We start from the raw sequence: 16,234 nt of genomic DNA, 5'->3' as shown, positions 1-16,234 counted from the left end.
TGCGGTGATGAGAGTTTACGCTAATAGCTCATCACCGCAATCATAAAAAATCAAAAAAATCATAGTCATTATTTCGGTTTAAGGTACACAAACGGAATGATCATTTCTTCCAGCGACACGCCCCCGTGCTGGAACGTATCCCGGTAATAATTGACGTAGTAATTGTAATTGTTCGGATAGGCGAAAAAGTAGTCTTCCAGCGTAAAGACGTAGGCCGTTGAAACGTGAATCCGGGGCAGAAAGAAGTTTTCCGGTTTGCGGCAAACGAACAGGTGGTTGTCGTCGAAACCCAGATTCTTGCCCTGCTTGTACCGCAAATTGGTATTCGTGTCGCGGTAACCGACAATCTTGGCCGGTTTTTGCACCCGAATCATACCGTGATCGGTCGTAATGATCAGTCGGCCGTTTTTATCCGAAATCTTCCGAACCAGTTCCAGCAACGGCGAATGGCTGAACCAGGAGCGCGTAATCGAGCGGTAGGCGGCTTCGTCGGGTGCCAGTTCCTTGATCATCGCCATGTCGGTCCGGGCGTGCGACAGCATATCCACAAAGTTATAAACGATCACATTCAGATCGTTTTGCATCAGGTTGCTGAAGTTATCAACCAGGTGTTTGCCCTGATTGGTGTTCAGAATTTTGTGGTACGAAAACTTGATGTTCAGGCGGCTGCTCTCGATCTGCCGTTTCAGGAACTGATCTTCGTTGTTATTCAAACCAGCCTCTTCGTTGTCGTCGTTGACCCACAGATCGGGGTGCTTTTTTTCCATCTCGCTCGGCAACATGCCCGAGAAAATGGAGTTACGAGCGAACGCCGTCGTAGTCGGCAAAATCGAATAGTACGACGATTCTTCTTCGACCGTAAAAAACTCCGACAGGATCGGTTCAATCACTTTCCACTGATCGTAGCGCAGGTTATCGATCAAGACGAAGAAAAGCGGGTTATTTTGCTCAATCAACGGAAACACCTTCTTCCGCATCAGTTGATGCGACATAATGGGTTTATCCATTTTGGGTTCATTCAGCCAATCTTCGTAGTTATCCATGATGAACTTGCAAAACGTCGAGTTGGCTTCGCTTTTCTGCATGTTGAACACCTCCCCCATGCTCTTATCCTGCGCGCCATCGAGTTCCAACTCCCAGAAAATGAGCTTCTTATAAATATCTACCCAATCGTTGAAATCAACGCGGTCGTTATACAGATTCGATAAGTTCCGAAAATCCTGCTGGTAGCTCTGGTTGGTTTTTTCGGTCACCAGCCGCTTGTTGTCGAGGATCTTTTTGACCGACAGCAAAATCTGGTTCGGATTGAGCGGCTTGATCAGGTAATCGGCAATTTTAGCCCCGATCGCTCCTTCCATGATGTGCTCCTCTTCGCTTTTCGTGATCATCACGACCGGCAAATTGGGGCGGATCTGCTTGATTTGCTGAAGGGTTTCCAGCCCGGTCATTCCCGGCATCATTTCGTCGAGAAAAACCAGATCAAAGTTTTCCTGATCCACTTTTTCGAGCGCATCAGCTCCGCTGTTCACGGGCGTAATCGTGTATCCTTTGTTATTGAGAAAAAGAATATGGGGTTTCAATAAATCGATTTCGTCGTCGGCCCAGAGGATGGAATAGTTCTGCATGATACTGAATTCTGTGTGGTTTGATTGAATCGTTTACATTAGTTCAACATGGTAACGCCCGAAACTGTTTAGGTGGTTCGATTTTAACAGTTTTTAAGAAAACCGCAATGGGAATAGTGGAAAGAATGTCCCTGGCTGCCCGAAGCGCATCGGCAAACAAACGTTTTTGCCCCTCATGCAAATTTCTCTTCGGTCTGTTTGAGACAGTGGAAGCCTTTATGGCGGTTTTTCATCGAGTGCAAGTGGCAGGAAATTCCAGCGTGTGTGATAACCGCCTACCAGTTATACCTGATTTTTGCCAAACCTCACAAAATCCATTTTTGCGGGCAAGCGATTACTATCTTTTCAAGTAAGCGGTTTTCAATTTTTAGTCTATTCTCAATCGGCGTTCAGAAATCGTTTCCTGTTTTCAACGGCGGCTTCTCAACCAGTGTCCCGATTGGTTCACCAAATAAGAAACTTATAACTAATGCCCGACTATGTTACATAATTACTTCAAAATTGCCTGGAGAAATCTTCTAAAAAATAAGCTCTTTTCTTTTATTAATATATTGGGCTTAAGTCTGGCTATTCCCACTGTCCTGATGGGGCTAATTCAAATCGTAAACTATTATGAGTACGATACATTCCATGAAGATGATGGAAGAGTGGTGCGATTGATAACGGATGAGAAACAGGAAGATGGCACCATCACAAACTGGGCATCAAGCCCGGTTCCGTTGGGAAATTTTGTCAAAGAAAATTTCGCCGGCATTGAGAACTCAACCACACTTGTGAGGGATTTTGATTGGGTTCTAAGTAATGGAATAAAAACAAAAAATACCGATGCTATTTATACCGACAAATCTTTTTTCCAGCTCTTTAAATTTCCACTGGAAATAGGGTCTTATCCCGTTGATCCAAACACGATTGTTCTAACTCACGAAACTGCTCAATGGTTTTTTAAAGATTCAAATCCAATTGGGAGCAGTCTGGAGCACCCAACCTATGGGAGTTTTAAAATAGTTGGAGTTTTAAAACCGTTTAACCCGCAAAGAACGCAGTTTCGAACGGATGTAATGGTTTCCTTCAACAGCTATGTAAAGAGCAACATAAAAACCGATGATTGGTCGACGCTCAATGCGCATACTTTTATAAAATTAGCAAAAGGAATGACAGCCGTTAGTCTCGAGAAACAGTTGGCAAAGGCTTCGGCACAAATTCATTCATTCCTTAAAACGGCGGAGAATAGGAGCCTGCACTTCAAAGCACAATTCCTGTCTGAAATTTCACCATCAAAAGAGGCATTAGAAAACGATCCTTTTGTTCAGGACATCCGCAGCATCTCGCTGAATTTCGCGTTTCAACTCATTATCATTTTACTCGCATCCCTGAACTACATCAACCTGACGCTGGCCCGATCCATGAACCGAAGCCGCGAGGTGGGAGTACGGAAAGTAGCTGGTGCCACAAAATCCCAGCTTGTTCTTCAGTTTCTGACCGAATCCGTACTGATCTCGTACCTAGCGCTGGGAATTGGGTTCTTTTTATTATGGTTTATCAAGAACCAGATTCACGTCTCGTGGCTGACCTGGGACATTGACCATTGGGGTTACCTGATTCTGATCTTTTTCGTGTTTAATCTGGCTCTGGGTTTAGTCGCCGGAGCTTCGCCCAGCCTTATTCTTTCTTCATTTCAGCCGGTAAAGGTGTTGAAAGGAGCTATTTCTCCGGCAAGTTTTGGAAAAATAGGTTTTCGAAAAACGTTGATAATTATCCAGTTTACGATTGCATTGATTTATATATTTTTCATGGGACATGCGTTTCATCAAATAAATTACATGGCCAATGACAACGAGAACTACCAGCGTAAACATATCCTGAATATCAACCTATCCGGGCATCGGGATAAGCCGCTTGCCTCGGACATCAGCGCCATTAAAGAGATACAGAAAATAGGTTACACCTCACTTACATTTGGCAATAAACCCAGTTATTCACAAATTAAAAATAGAAAAAGTGAGACTAAAAATCAGGCTTATTACTATGCTACTGATCGTTATTTTATCGAAAATATGGGGCTAAAAATAGTGGCGGGAACCAACCTGATCGCCAGTAATTCAGAATTACCCTCTAACCTGATTGTGGTCAATCAAAAAGCGGTTGAAAAGCTCAAACTAGGTTCGGACCAGGAAGCTGTTGGCAAACTCATCCTTTTAAATGATACTCTTTCAGTAACAATCATTGGAGTCGTTGCTAATTTTTGCCATTATGATTATGAAAAGAAGATCGAGCCACTGGTTTTTCAATATCAGCCTTCTCTATTTAAAGTAATGTGTTTAAAAACAAGCCCCGTAAACGATCGAAAAGCACTGGAATCGGTGATTAACGGTTTGTGGAATAAACACAATCCGCGTCAGGAAATGAACGCTTCGTGGCTTGATACCGACATGTACGAGCGCTATTATCCGTACGAAGATATGCGGTTTGCCGGGATGGAAGGCGCTGTAATTTTCGTAATAGCTATGTTAGGCTTAATCGGTATTCTCACCTATAGTTTAGAGAAACGTACCAAAGAAATTGGCATCCGAAAAGTGATTGGAGCAACTACTTTGGAAATCATAAAATTGATGTCGAATGACTTTATTAAACTATTGTCCATTGCCACAATCCTGGCTATCCCGCCAGGTATCGCCATCGGAGTATTTATGAATAGTTATTACCTGTACAACAATGGAATCGGTTACGGGACGATGTCTTTGTTGTTGTCCATCGTAATTGGTATCGCTCTGGGAATTGTGGGCTATTTTTCATGGGTTGCCGCTCAAGCCAATCCAGCCAAAACCCTGAAAACCGAGTAATCCACCACGCGATGTTCGTAACCAATCCGAAACCCGCGGTGTTCGCTTTTGGAGCATGAATTTATCGTCTCAACTCTTTCAAAATCAATGAAAAACGAGCCTGAGTACCCGGCGTTGTTTACCCACTGGCGGTTTTTGAATCAATCTCCGGTCAACGACCTTTCACGGACCAAAGCCAGTAACCATCCTCCCAGAAAAAGCCCCCCGGCCACGAATAGTTTATGGGTCATAACCCATTCGTTGACGGTAAAGCCTGTCTGCGAAAAATGAGGAACCCGGACGACCAATATACCGAGGAGAATAATCAGGGCAACCAGCAGTGATAACGGTTTTGGCCTGAAGGAGACCCTGATTTTGACCTGACTGGCCGTCAATAGAACCGACGTCAGGAATGCCATCGACAGCCAGCGGCCGTAGTCCATGGCGAGGAAAAACAGCGCAATCGCCATGAATGCAATTCCTATTTGACTGAATAACAGCCGCTTGTGGCGATTAACAGAACCGAACCGTGTTAGCCCAAGCCAGATCAGAACCATTTGCCCACTATACAGAACAAGGTATACCACCGGCGAAAAACCCGTCAGATGTTCCTGCGCATTCTGAATGTTTTGCCAGAAAGGCAGCTTTTGGAAATATTCAAATCCTTCAAATTGCCCTCTTTCAAACCCCAAAGCCACATAGTGCCGAATGAATTGTTCCGTCACAACTGAGGAGTTGCCGGGTAATCGGGTTAATGCAAATGTCACCAGAAAACCGGTCGCTGCGTAGAGCAATAGCTGCTTCCGGCTGGCGGTTTCGTTAATCCAGTGAAAGCCCAGAAAAAAAGGAAGAAACAGGAAAAAGAAACTTTCATGAATGAAGCACCCAACGATGATAAAAACGATATTTCTCCAGAGAATCCGGGGTTGAAGCGCAACCAGCAGATAAAACAGCGGGTAAAAGAATAACTCTTTCCGAATGGCTAACGGATCTTTAACAAACATGGAAAATCCGAACGGTGAAAAGATGATGAGATAAGCGGCTACGAGTAACGTCTGATTATTGCCGGCAAACCGCCTGGCAATTAATAAAGGAGCCACAAAGCAAATCACATAGGCGACCGTGATCAGCATTAACAGGGTTGAGGGGTCGTGAAAAGGCAGGAAGAAATTGCCCAAAAACGCCCGCCGATTAAACCCAAACTTGTAATTCATCAGGGTCTCGGCCAGCATGTAGCCAAGTTCATTTTCGTGAATAGGTCGCCAGATGGTTCGAAATCCGAGAATAAGAACGAAAATGAGCAGGGCGATCAGGTAGGTATTAACCGAAAACACGATGCGCTTCATAGGGATTAATTTGGCATTACGACAAAACGAACCTCGCCCGTTGCTCAAACCGAAACCGCACTTGACCTTCTTTCATTGGAAAGAAAACCGCCCGGTTTTTACTTCGACAACCGCTCCAGGTCTTCCGGCGTATCGATTCCGAAACTATCCAGTTCCGTCACGACGCACCGAATCCGGTAGCCATTCTCAAGCCAGCGAAGTTGCTCGAGGGCTTCGGCTTTTTCCAGCAACGAGGGCGGCAACTGCGTAATCTGGGCCAGAATATCGGATCGGTACGCGTAAATTCCGATGTGCTTATAAAAAATATGCTGGTTCAGCCAGTCTTCCGGCTGTCGTTCCCGCAGAAAAGGCAGCGTCTGGCGGCTGAAATACAAGGCTTCTCCACGACTGTTCAGCACCACCTTCGGCGTACTCGTGCTAAACAAAACCGCCGGATCACCGATCTTCTTCACCAGCGTTGCCAATTCGGTATTTCCGTCCAGCACCGACGCCAGCAAATCAATCTGTTCGGGTTTGATAAAAGGTTCATCACCTTGAATATTAATCACATAATCGAACGAATCATGGGCCATTTGCAGGGCTTCGAAACACCGGTCGGTACCGCTCTGGTGGTTTTCGGAGGTCATCACCACCTCTCCGCCAAACGAGCGAACGTGATCGGCAATGGCTTCGTGGTCGGTGGCAACAACCACCCGGCGCAACGATTTCGCCTTTTGGGATTGCTCCATCACGCGTTGAATCATGGTTTTTCCGTCAATTTCGGCCAGGGCTTTGGCCGGAAATCGACTGGATGCGTAACGAGCCGGGATAATTCCGAGGATATTCATTCGATGATTTTCGGTAATTTTGGCGCAAGATACTCGGAACTCCGCTTCAAAAGGAATAGTTGGCGTGAGGATTCCTTCCATCATCCCCATCCCGAATGACCGACACCGACCAGAATCTGTTGCCTTTCGCGTTTCAACTGCAGTTTTCGGACCCAGTTTGGCGGTTGGTTTTTGAACAGATCGATACCAATCCGGGCCTTTTTGTCGCTGAATTACGAAGCCGGGAATCTCAAACGTTAACGTTGGTAACGGTTGAATTACCCACCGGAAAAATCAGGTTCGAACAAAAACCGCTCCTCCCCTTTCACACCTCCCTAACCGGTGTCTGGAACGGTTTTGCGTTGTATCACCGTTTCGATAATACCCGGTTACCGGTACCGACAGCGCTCGGTTCTGTCGATCTGAAAACCGGTCTGCCGCGCTGGGAATGGCCGAATCACGTTCTGGTGAGCGCCAATGCCGACCGGGTGTGGGCGCAACGAATTTCTGCCACCGATAGGTCCCCGGCTCCCATCGTTGCGTTCCGTCTAACCGATGGCGAACCGGTTGAAACCGCCGAAAATCCAGCGGTCAGCCACAATTCGCGCCTGCATTTTCCCGTTTCTTACACAATGTCGAGTTCCTGGTGGCCGGTCTTCGAGCGGTTTATTCAGAAAATAGCGGATCACCAGGCCGTTGAATCAGTCGACTACCTGGAAATTGGCGATAAAATAATTTTTTCGTATTATTATCGTGAAACAAACGATCAGCTTCGCTCATACCTGTTGATCATCGACCGTCTACAAACGATCTGGTTGCACCAGCGTACGAACCTGGGCCCCGAAAGCGCCCAACCACAGTCCGAATCGAACGCGTTGCCGTTGTTCGGAAACGGTTCTTTCTGCGTTTGGCAAAACCAGGTAATTTTTCCATCAACTTCAACTTGTATTACCAGTTTTTATTTGAATTCATTGCCATGAAGCGACTGATGCCGCTGTTGTTTGCTGGCTGGTTGTCCAGTATCGTTACCCAGGCCCACCCTTTCCGACTGGATTCGCTTGGTATGGAGAAAAAAGACGGGAAATTGTTCGTTCTTCACCGGGTCGAACAGGGACAAACACTGTATTCGCTGGTTCGAAAATACAATACGACCGTTCAGGCCATCAAGGATGCCAATCCCGGCATGGCGGAAAATTTCCGGTATGATCAGGTGGTCCGGGTGCCGGCCGGCAACTTGTCACGGAAAGAAGAAAAAGCCGTAACAAAGGCCCTTAAACAGGAAGAAAAAGAGCTCAAACGCGAAGAGCGCGAAGTAAAACAGGAAACTGTTAAAGAAGCCAACAGTGGTATTCATCAGGTCGAACCGGGGCAAACGCTGTATAGCCTGGCGGCCCGGTATGGCGTATCGATGGACGATGTTCGTAAATGGAACAATCTTTCGTCCGACCATATCGTGAGCGGTCAGCCTTTGATTGTGTCCGAAAAAGCGTGGCGCGTTCGGGAACCGCTGGCAAAACCGGTCACGGTTCCCGCCCATCGCTCCGATTCTTCGGCTGATATGGCCCGGACTTCCCGCAACGACTCCCCCAAAACCGAACGACCGTCGCCCCCCCGCACCAACTCAGCTCCGCGCGAGGAACCTGCCCGGCCTTCCGAAACCGATCGTCCGGCAACTGAACCGACTACGTCTGTGCCATCCGAACCCCGCATCATTCGCCCCGGTGACACCGGACCGCTACCGAATCCCGGCGGCAATGCCCGGCGGGTTTCAGAAATCGGCCTGGCCGAAATCATTGAAAACTCCAATAGCTCCAACAAATACCTTGGTCTGCACCGAACCGTTCCCGTTGGCACACTGGTGTTGGTTCGAAACGACATGAACCAGCAATCCATCTGGGTAAAAATCATCGGTCGACTTCCCGATACAAGTGTCAATGATAAAGTGATCGTCAAAATTTCAGCGCGAGCCTTCGAGAAACTTTCTCCCGTCGATCGGCGTTTTCGAGCTGAGGTTAGTTATTTGGCGCCATGATTACATGGTTAAAAATGGCTACAGGTTGAATGGGTAGATGGCTTTAAGTGAGGACGACCAATTCTCTCAACCATTTGTAACTATCAAAACCATCCAGCCCCGGATTCCGTTATCTAGTTTCTATGCTTACTCCAGAACAAAAAGCTGAGCGCATTGCCCGGCGCCACAAAGAACGGGAAGACAAAATGAAGGCCACCACCGGCTACAAAGTCTGGAGTGTGGTTTTCACTCTTTCCTACCCGATCATTGCCGTTTTTACGGCCGTTTTTTCGGTTGTCGTCTCTTTCTTTTCCAAGATTTCGCAGGGCGTGGTATACGTTTTAAGTGGCGGCAAAAGCAAATAATTGATTATCAAAAAAGCCGGGGGCCTTATTCTCCTCAAGCGCCTGCTTTTCACCAAGGCGGTTCAACCCGTTTTCATGAACGATTCCGTAAAAGAGTTACTCGATAAAAAGGTCGATCAGTATAACCGGCACTCGTTTATCGACAAAGATCCGATCAGCATTCCCCACCGGTTTAGCCGAAAGCAGGACATTGAAATCATGGGTTTCTGGGCGGCAGTTCTGGCCTGGGGCCAGCGGCCGGTTATTCTCAAAAAAGCCAATGAACTGGTCGAACGCATGGACGGAGCGCCGTATGACTTCATCCGAAATCACCAGGACTCGGATTTGAAGCGGTTTTTGTCTTTCAAACACCGCACGTTCAACGCAACGGATACGCTCTATTTCCTGCACTTTTTTCATACGTATTACCAGCAGCACGACTCGCTGGAAGATGCTTTCATAAACGGGGCTCCCTGCCGGTCTGTGGGTACGTTTCTGGAAACCTTTCACGACCGGTTTTGCGATGACCCGTTTTTCCCGGAACGAACCCGCAAACACATTGCCACGCCCGGCCGGAATTCGTCCTGCAAACGCCTGAATATGTTTTTACGCTGGATGGTCCGCTCCGATAATCAGGGAGTTGACTTTGGAATCTGGAACCGCATCAAACCGGAGCAGTTGGTGATGCCGATCGATGTACACGTTGGTCGTGTTGCCCGGAAACTGGGTCTTCTAACCCGCCCCCAAACCGACTGGAAAGCGGCTGTCGAATTAACCGAAATCCTGAAAAAATTCGATCCAGCCGATCCGGTCAAATATGATTTTGCCCTGTTCGGGCTGGGAGTCGAGGGTGAAATGTAAAAGCGGTTTTATTATTCTACCAGCAGGCCGGGGAAATCGATGCGGTGAATAAACCACCAATTGTTTTCTTTGCCGTAACACACCAAATGTCCTTTGTCCGTAAAAAGCGGTTTTTGGTTCTTTTCCAACCCATAATGCAAGGCCAGATGAACCACGCTTTTTCGCTGGCTTTCGTCCAGAATGATGTCTTCAATCGACCAGTCTATTAACTGATAATCCCCGACATACGCCCGGTAGGCATCGAATTTACGGCGCGTTTCAAAGTACAGCTCATTTTCGTAGCGGTTGCTGACGTAAAAATGCGACGACAAACAACCTTCCAGACGATCATAATCCGGCTCGAACAAACCGTTCAGCAATTCTTCGGCCATAAAAATGCAGGAATGCGTATGATCCGGGCAGTAATAGTTGTAGTCGATGCTGAAGCAAACGCCCGGCATCCGGATATCTTTGATTTCTTTCTTAAAAACGACCTCGGTAATAAACACAAACAGTTTCCGGTCATCCGCATTCCGGTGCGGATCCGAGATCAAAATCTCGATTCCGTGGAGGGCAAGCAGCAGCAATAACCGGTCAACCTCCTGGCTTACCTGTTTGTCTGACAAGTCTGTGATGAATGGATAGGAAGGTCGCCCAATGAAATCGTACAGCATCAACTTACGGGCCGACAACGCCAGTTGGAAATACAAATAATTATACTGACGCTCCCGCTGATCGACCTGATCCGGCGGCAATCGCCCTTCACCAAACAGAGCCTCCCGTTCCAGTGACTGCTTGAGCTGGGTGATTTCGTTGTTCGCTTTGTATATTTCGTCGAGAGAAAGCGTTTCTTTTGATGCTAACACGGTGAACGATAATTTTAGGCGTTGCGACTGATCGTATATACTATACGATGAAATACCGCAAAAGTCACATTTCATCGACCCGTACAATCAAAAAACTGAACTTTTTATGCGAATTTGCCTTTGAATTATACTATATGAGACAATGAGGCCAGAAAGAAAAGAAGAAAAAATTTCCCCTTTTAACCGATCATCATTTACCCGGGCTTTTCTTCTTTTGTCTGACTATAATCCCCTTTTGAAACCCTAATTAGCAGAAAAATGCCTTTTGAAATCCACCACAAGCCCTTTGGGCTGCTCACCGAATATTACATTCAAAACACCCAAACCGGTGAGTATGTCAGCATTCTACCCGCGCACGGTGCCATTGTCCGGCAACTCGTTTTGCGGCACGAAAGCCCCCGGCAGGCTACTAAACTGGTTTCGCTGATCAAAGCCCCGAAATCGCAGCAGGCTCTATTGGCCGACGAAGCCCACGCCAGCGCGCTCCTTTTCCCATTTCCGAGCCGCATCCGGCACGGAATTTATGCCTTTCAGGGCGAAATGTTTACCCTGCCGCTGAACGAAGCGCATCACGACAACGCCATTCACGGTTTTGTGGCCGGTAAAGCCTTTGAATTAATGGGCCAGGATGTTACCGATACTCAGGCAACGCTCACATTAGGGTACCACCACGACGGATCTTATCCCGGCTATCCGTTCCCATTTACGTTCAGAATCCGGTATACATTGTCGGCAACCGGTTTTTCGGTCCAGTATGAAGTCCAGAATACCGGTACCCGGTCGGCACCCGTCAGTTTTGGCTGGCATCCGTATTTTACACTCAATGAAGAACCGGTCGATCAGCTTACGATCGATCTGCCTGCCGCCAAACAGATTTTGCTCGACGAAAACCTGCTCCCCGTTGGCGAAGAGCTTTTCGGGCAAAAAGGTGAAATACCGCTCCAAAACCGGAAATTAGATGCCGCCTTTCTGGTCGAAGAAAATAATGGAGAAGGCGTTACGACGGTTTTGCGGTCCGCCCATCAAGGCTTACAACTGAATGTCTGGCAGGAAACCGGTCCGAAAAAATTCAACTACCTGGTCGTTTACACCCCTGCCGGTCGCGACAACATCGCCATCGAACCACTGACCAGCAACGTCAACGGACTCAACAACGGTCAGGGGCTGATCATTCTGGAGCCAAGCGAAGTGACAAAAGGCACGATCCGCGTCAGCCTCAGTTAAAATTAGGATGGATTATGAACGATGAATGAGTGCGTCAGCCAATCCATCGTTCATAATCCATTATTCAAAGTTCAAACTTGATTCCCTGCGCGAGCGGCAGTTTGGTACCGTAGTTGATGGTATTGGTTTGGCGACGCATGTAGGATTTCCAGGCATCGGAACCGGATTCGCGACCTCCGCCAGTTTCTTTTTCGCCCCCAAATGCCCCGCCGATCTCTGCGCCGGATGTACCAATGTTCACGTTTGCAATACCGCAGTCCGAACCAGCAGCCGATAAAAACCGCTCGGCTTCGCGCAGGTTCAGGGTAAAAACCGATGATGACAAGCCCTGAGGAACGCCGTTTTGCAGCTCAATAGCCTCTTCTAAACTACTGTATTTCAGGAGATAAAGAATTGGCGCAAACGTTTCATGCTGTACAATTTCGCTTTGTTCCGGCATCTCGGCGATAGCCGGTCGAACGTAACAGCCCGATTCAAAAGTCGGTCCTTCCAGTACCTCACCGTCGATCAGCAACCGCCCGCCCTGCTCCTTGATCTGAAAAAGCGCCGATTGATAACCGGCAACGGCGGCCTGGTCGATCAGCGGACCTACGTGATTTGTTTCATCCAGCGGATTCCCGATCCGAAGCTGACCGTAGGCTTTTACGAGCCGCTGTTTGACATCTTCGTAAATCGACTCATGAATGATCAACCGACGCGTCGACGTACAGCGCTGCCCGGCTGTCCCTACCGCGCCAAACACGATGGCAGGAATAGCCACATTCAGATCGGCATGCTGCGAAATAATAATGGCATTGTTGCCCCCCAATTCGAGCAAATAACGCCCTAACCGCCCGGCTACGGTTTTGGCCACCGCCTTGCCCATTCGCGTCGATCCCGTCGCCGACACCAGTGCAATGCGTTGATCTTCGGCCAGCCAGCTACCCGTTTCCGGCCCGCCCGTAATCAGGCACGACACCCCTTCCGGCACTTCGTTCTGTTCCAGTACGTCCTTGATAATCTGCTGACATGCCAAAGCGGTCAGGGGTGTTTTTTCCGATGGTTTCCAGATGCACACATTGCCACAAACCCAGGCCAGCATAGCATTCCACGACCACACGGCCACCGGAAAATTGAAGGCCGAAATAATGCCCACCACGCCCAACGGATGCCATTGTTCGTACATCCGGTGATCGGGGCGCTCGCTGTGCATCGTTAACCCGTACAGCTGGCGCGACTGTCCGACCGCAAAATCGCAGATGTCAATTATCTCCTGAACTTCCCCCATGCCCTCTTGCAGGGATTTGCCCATTTCGTAGCTCACGAGCGTGCCAAGATCTTTTTTGTAATGCCGAAACTGATCGCCCATTTGTCGAACAATTTCGCCCCGGCGGGGCGCCGGAACCATTCGCCACTCCCGAAAGGCTGCCCGGGCGGTTTCAACCACCTGGTCATAATCTTCGCGCGTGGTTGGGTAAATCCGGGCCATCAATTGGCCATCGACGGGCGAATGAGAATCGAACAGCCTGTCTTCCGCTGATGAATGCCAGAATGCCTGACCCGTGCTGGTGCCGGACATCACTGGCTGCGTTTTTAGTTTTTGAAGGAACTGTTGCATGATCGGTAATTTCTGAATTTGATTAACTGCCGGTTTAAAACGATCCGGACCAAATCCGTTCCAAAATTATTATAAACAAACCCGAAAACATTATAAATCCATTGCCGGCTTCACCGATTACTCATTTTTATCCCGTTCAACAGCAAGCTTTGTCTGATAATTATGTAATTTCATAATTGAAGTCTGCTAATTCAACCTCAACGGCATATGAATAAACGAATTACTTTTCTTACACTTTGTTTAGCAACCAGCCTGGCAACGTTCCGGGCGTCGGCACAGTTGGCAGCTGATTCAACCCGATTAAAACCAGCTTCTTACGCCATTGGGCTTCAATTAGGCACGACCGGGGCCGGTATTCAGCTGGCCCGAACACTGACCAGCGACGGCAGACTGGTGGCTCGGGTGGGGGCCAGTTATTTTGCGTACGACCGGGTTTTTCGAGTAAAAGCGGGCGAAGGTAAATTAAATATCACGCCCGATCTGGTCATGGGAATTGCACTGGCGTCTGTTAAATGGCATCCTTTCAAACGAAACCAACTCTTTCTGACTGGCGGAGCCGGATACACCTGGCGGCCCGATGTGAAGGCCAACGTCATTGCAGAAGGCAACGTAAAATTTGGCGGACTCCAGATTTCGCAGGAAAACGTGGGCGTGGTCAACGCGTCGCTGCGGTGGAACAGTGTGCTGGGGTACGCGGGTTTGGGCTACGGCCGCTCCACTCCCATCCGTCGACTGGGCTTCGCGGTTGAATTGGGCTGTTACTACCTCGGTTCGCCCAAAGTCGATTTACAGTACACCGGTTTTCTGGAAACCACCACCATCGACGAACAAATTCCGGTGATTCAACGGAATATGGAAAACTATCGTTTTTTGCCTTCGCTTCAATTCCTATTAACCTATGGATTATTTCGAAAGTGAGATTTGAGACAAGAGAAATGAGACTATTCTGCTGGTCTTACTTCTTTTGTCTCTTGTCTATCATTCTATTTTTTTATCAAATCTCAACGTCATGAAACGTGTATTATCCATTTTGTGTGTGCTGGTAGTGGGATTGCTGGATGCCTGCCAAAATCCGGTCGAAAATGTTGTACTCAAATTTAAAGACCCGCTGGCGGTTGCGGTACAGATCAAATACGCCATTCCGAGCGGTTTAACACCGGACAAACTGACCATTAAAATTGCTGGTCCGGATGCCGAAAAAATTGTCACTACGCTCAATACCAAAAAGTTTAAGTTAACATCCGATGGCAAATTATTCCTTTGCCTGGCACCATCGACAACCCCCTCGGCCACAACGCCCATCCGGTTCAATGTCGTTGCGTTGTCGCCCGAATCAGTCGATCACATCCAGGAAATTAAACTGGACAACACCACGCAGCGCAATCTGACAGTTGCCCTGGTCAGCAACAAAAACAACGCCCAGCCCGCTCAACAGTCATTCAAAGGCAACGAAAGCGGGACCGTGCAGGCAACCGCAACTGTGCAAACCAAGGCCGAAGCGAGCGTTAGCCAGGCAACGGTGACGGTTCCGCAAGGCAGTGAGGTGAAAGATGCGGCCGGAAAACCGGTGGGGGGCGACCTGATCATTACGGCCGATCCCGTCGACAACAGCAATACCTCAAGAGCGGTTTCCGACATGCCGGGCCACGGTATCGTCAACGCTTCGACGCCGGAAGGCGGTTTTCTCGGCACCCAGCAAATTCTGTCGGTGGCCGGTGGCGTCCGGATCACGGTTTATAACAACGAATACCAATTGGCGAAAACGTTCTCGAAACCAATTCAAATTTCCTTTGCCCTGAATCCCCAATTGATGAATCCTTCGGCCGGTCGGGTGATTCAGGCCGGTGATCAGATTCCGTTGTTCAGTTTTGATGAAATTACCAACCACTGGACGCGGGAAGAAGCCGGTAAAGTTGTCCGGAATGCCGGTGGCAATCTGGAGTATGTCGCCGAAATCAAGCATCTGTCGCTCTGGATGGCTGCTTTTACCGAAGAGGTTTGCGATCAGGGACCAACGTTTAAATACCTCAGCGCCTATCCGGAACGCAGTCCGGGATATCGGTGCGAATTGATCGATCAGGCGAGTAATGTGGTGGTCCGCGCGGGCGAGGCTGTGACGTTCACTGCCGTGATCAACAATGGCAATTCGGTTCGGATGAACAATCTGAAAAAAGGCCTGAAAGTTCGGCTGCGGTTGTTTGACAATGCCGGAAAAGCGTACGTTTCGCCCGAAGTCGACGCCTGTTCGAATACAGAAGTTACGTTTGATCTCAAAGCGGTTCCTTACACACCCGTGCCGCCAGCAGCTGCCGATACGCGCAAGGAAGTGACGATTTCCCTCAACTTCAAATGCGGAACCAACGGCGTCAACCCGGACAAATTGCCATTTACGGTTTTGTACGCGCAATACCGGGCGTCGGGCACGAGCGATGAATGGCAGGATCTGCCCACCTTACGCTGGCCTTCGCTCAGCACGAAAGTCTTCATTCAACTCAATAAAGCCTATGATCTGAGAGCGGGATCGATACCGGATCGGCTGGATCTGGAATTTTTCAACTACAAGGTTACCAATACTGCCTGGACCATTAACCTGACGACGGAAGAAAGCAAACCCTATTGTAATCCGTAATGGTTGACGGTTTTTGGTATACGGTATTCGGTTTACGGAAGCTGGCCCATTCATTGTTCATGCGTTAGTCCCGCCGGGGAACCGTCCCGCTCCGGCGGCCCGGCGTAAACCGAATACCGTATACCAA

General features: G+C 48.5%; 13 protein-coding genes. 8 read left to right on the top strand and 5 right to left on the bottom strand.

Features of this window, described 5'->3' with window-relative positions; all coding sequences use genetic code 11:
- Positions 1-68: 68 nt before the first annotated feature.
- Positions 69-1,625, bottom strand: coding sequence for a T9SS response regulator signal transducer PorX (gene porX / locus EHT25_RS19580; protein ID WP_124876809.1), 1,557 nt, complete (start codon positions 1,623-1,625; stop codon positions 69-71).
- Between the two features lie 479 nt (positions 1,626-2,104).
- Here porX and EHT25_RS19575 point away from each other — a divergent pair, with 479 nt between their 5' ends.
- Positions 2,105-4,465, top strand: coding sequence for an ABC transporter permease (locus EHT25_RS19575; RefSeq protein WP_124876808.1), 2,361 nt, complete (start codon positions 2,105-2,107; stop codon positions 4,463-4,465).
- A gap of 140 nt (positions 4,466-4,605) precedes the next feature.
- Here the strand turns inward: EHT25_RS19575 and EHT25_RS19570 are convergent, their stop codons facing one another.
- Together EHT25_RS19570 and kdsB are read right to left on the bottom strand one after the other, a co-directional pair.
- Complete coding sequence (locus EHT25_RS19570; RefSeq protein ID WP_124876807.1) at positions 4,606-5,790, bottom strand: hypothetical protein; 1,185 nt, start codon at positions 5,788-5,790, stop codon at positions 4,606-4,608.
- A gap of 98 nt (positions 5,791-5,888) precedes the next feature.
- The gene (kdsB, locus tag EHT25_RS19565; RefSeq protein WP_124876806.1) at positions 5,889-6,617 is read right to left on the bottom strand and encodes a 3-deoxy-manno-octulosonate cytidylyltransferase; all 729 of its coding nucleotides are present in this window, start codon (positions 6,615-6,617) and stop codon (positions 5,889-5,891) included.
- A gap of 95 nt (positions 6,618-6,712) precedes the next feature.
- Between kdsB and EHT25_RS19560 the strand changes: the two genes are divergently transcribed.
- The 4 genes from EHT25_RS19560 to EHT25_RS19545 all read left to right on the top strand — a co-directional run bounded on the left by EHT25_RS19560 (position 6,713) and on the right by EHT25_RS19545 (position 9,812).
- The gene (locus EHT25_RS19560; protein WP_124876805.1) at positions 6,713-7,576 is read left to right on the top strand and encodes a hypothetical protein; all 864 of its coding nucleotides are present in this window, start codon (positions 6,713-6,715) and stop codon (positions 7,574-7,576) included.
- A complete protein-coding gene (locus tag EHT25_RS19555; RefSeq protein ID WP_229311662.1) occupies positions 7,573-8,628 on the top strand; it encodes a LysM peptidoglycan-binding domain-containing protein in 1,056 nt (351 codons plus the stop codon). The genes EHT25_RS19560 and EHT25_RS19555 overlap by 4 nt, the downstream gene beginning before the upstream one ends.
- A gap of 122 nt (positions 8,629-8,750) precedes the next feature.
- Positions 8,751-8,972 (top strand): hypothetical protein, encoded by a 222-nt coding sequence (locus EHT25_RS19550; RefSeq protein WP_124876804.1) that lies wholly within the window; start codon positions 8,751-8,753, stop codon positions 8,970-8,972.
- Between the two features lie 75 nt (positions 8,973-9,047).
- Positions 9,048-9,812: a TIGR02757 family protein gene (locus tag EHT25_RS19545; protein WP_124876803.1), complete on the top strand. Its 765-nt coding sequence runs from the start codon at positions 9,048-9,050 to the stop codon at positions 9,810-9,812.
- 11 nt (positions 9,813-9,823) lie between these two features.
- Here the strand turns inward: EHT25_RS19545 and EHT25_RS19540 are convergent, their stop codons facing one another.
- Complete coding sequence (locus EHT25_RS19540) at positions 9,824-10,657, bottom strand: hypothetical protein (RefSeq protein ID WP_124876802.1); 834 nt, start codon at positions 10,655-10,657, stop codon at positions 9,824-9,826.
- Between the two features lie 258 nt (positions 10,658-10,915).
- Here EHT25_RS19540 and EHT25_RS19535 point away from each other — a divergent pair, with 258 nt between their 5' ends.
- Positions 10,916-11,881: an aldose 1-epimerase gene (locus tag EHT25_RS19535; RefSeq protein ID WP_124876801.1), complete on the top strand. Its 966-nt coding sequence runs from the start codon at positions 10,916-10,918 to the stop codon at positions 11,879-11,881.
- A 64-nt stretch (positions 11,882-11,945) separates the two neighbouring features.
- Here EHT25_RS19535 and amaB read toward each other — a convergent pair whose 3' ends face one another.
- Positions 11,946-13,478, bottom strand: a complete 1,533-nt coding sequence (gene amaB / locus EHT25_RS19530) for an L-piperidine-6-carboxylate dehydrogenase (RefSeq protein WP_124876800.1) — start codon at positions 13,476-13,478, stop codon at positions 11,946-11,948.
- Positions 13,479-13,685: 207 nt separating this feature from the next.
- On the opposite strand from amaB, the gene EHT25_RS19525 reads away from it, so the two are divergent.
- Entirely contained in the window at positions 13,686-14,396 is a 711-nt protein-coding gene (locus EHT25_RS19525) for a hypothetical protein (protein ID WP_229311660.1), read from the top strand.
- 91 nt (positions 14,397-14,487) lie between these two features.
- Positions 14,488-16,107, top strand: coding sequence for a hypothetical protein (locus EHT25_RS19520; protein WP_124876799.1), 1,620 nt, complete (start codon positions 14,488-14,490; stop codon positions 16,105-16,107).
- The last annotated feature ends 127 nt before the right edge of the window (positions 16,108-16,234 follow it).

This window comes from Larkinella rosea, assembly GCF_003858635.1.
Lineage (GTDB): Bacteria > Bacteroidota > Bacteroidia > Cytophagales > Spirosomataceae > Larkinella > Larkinella rosea.
The sequence above is the reverse complement of the archived record's forward strand: the minus strand, read 5'-3'. Positions and strand labels throughout refer to the sequence as shown.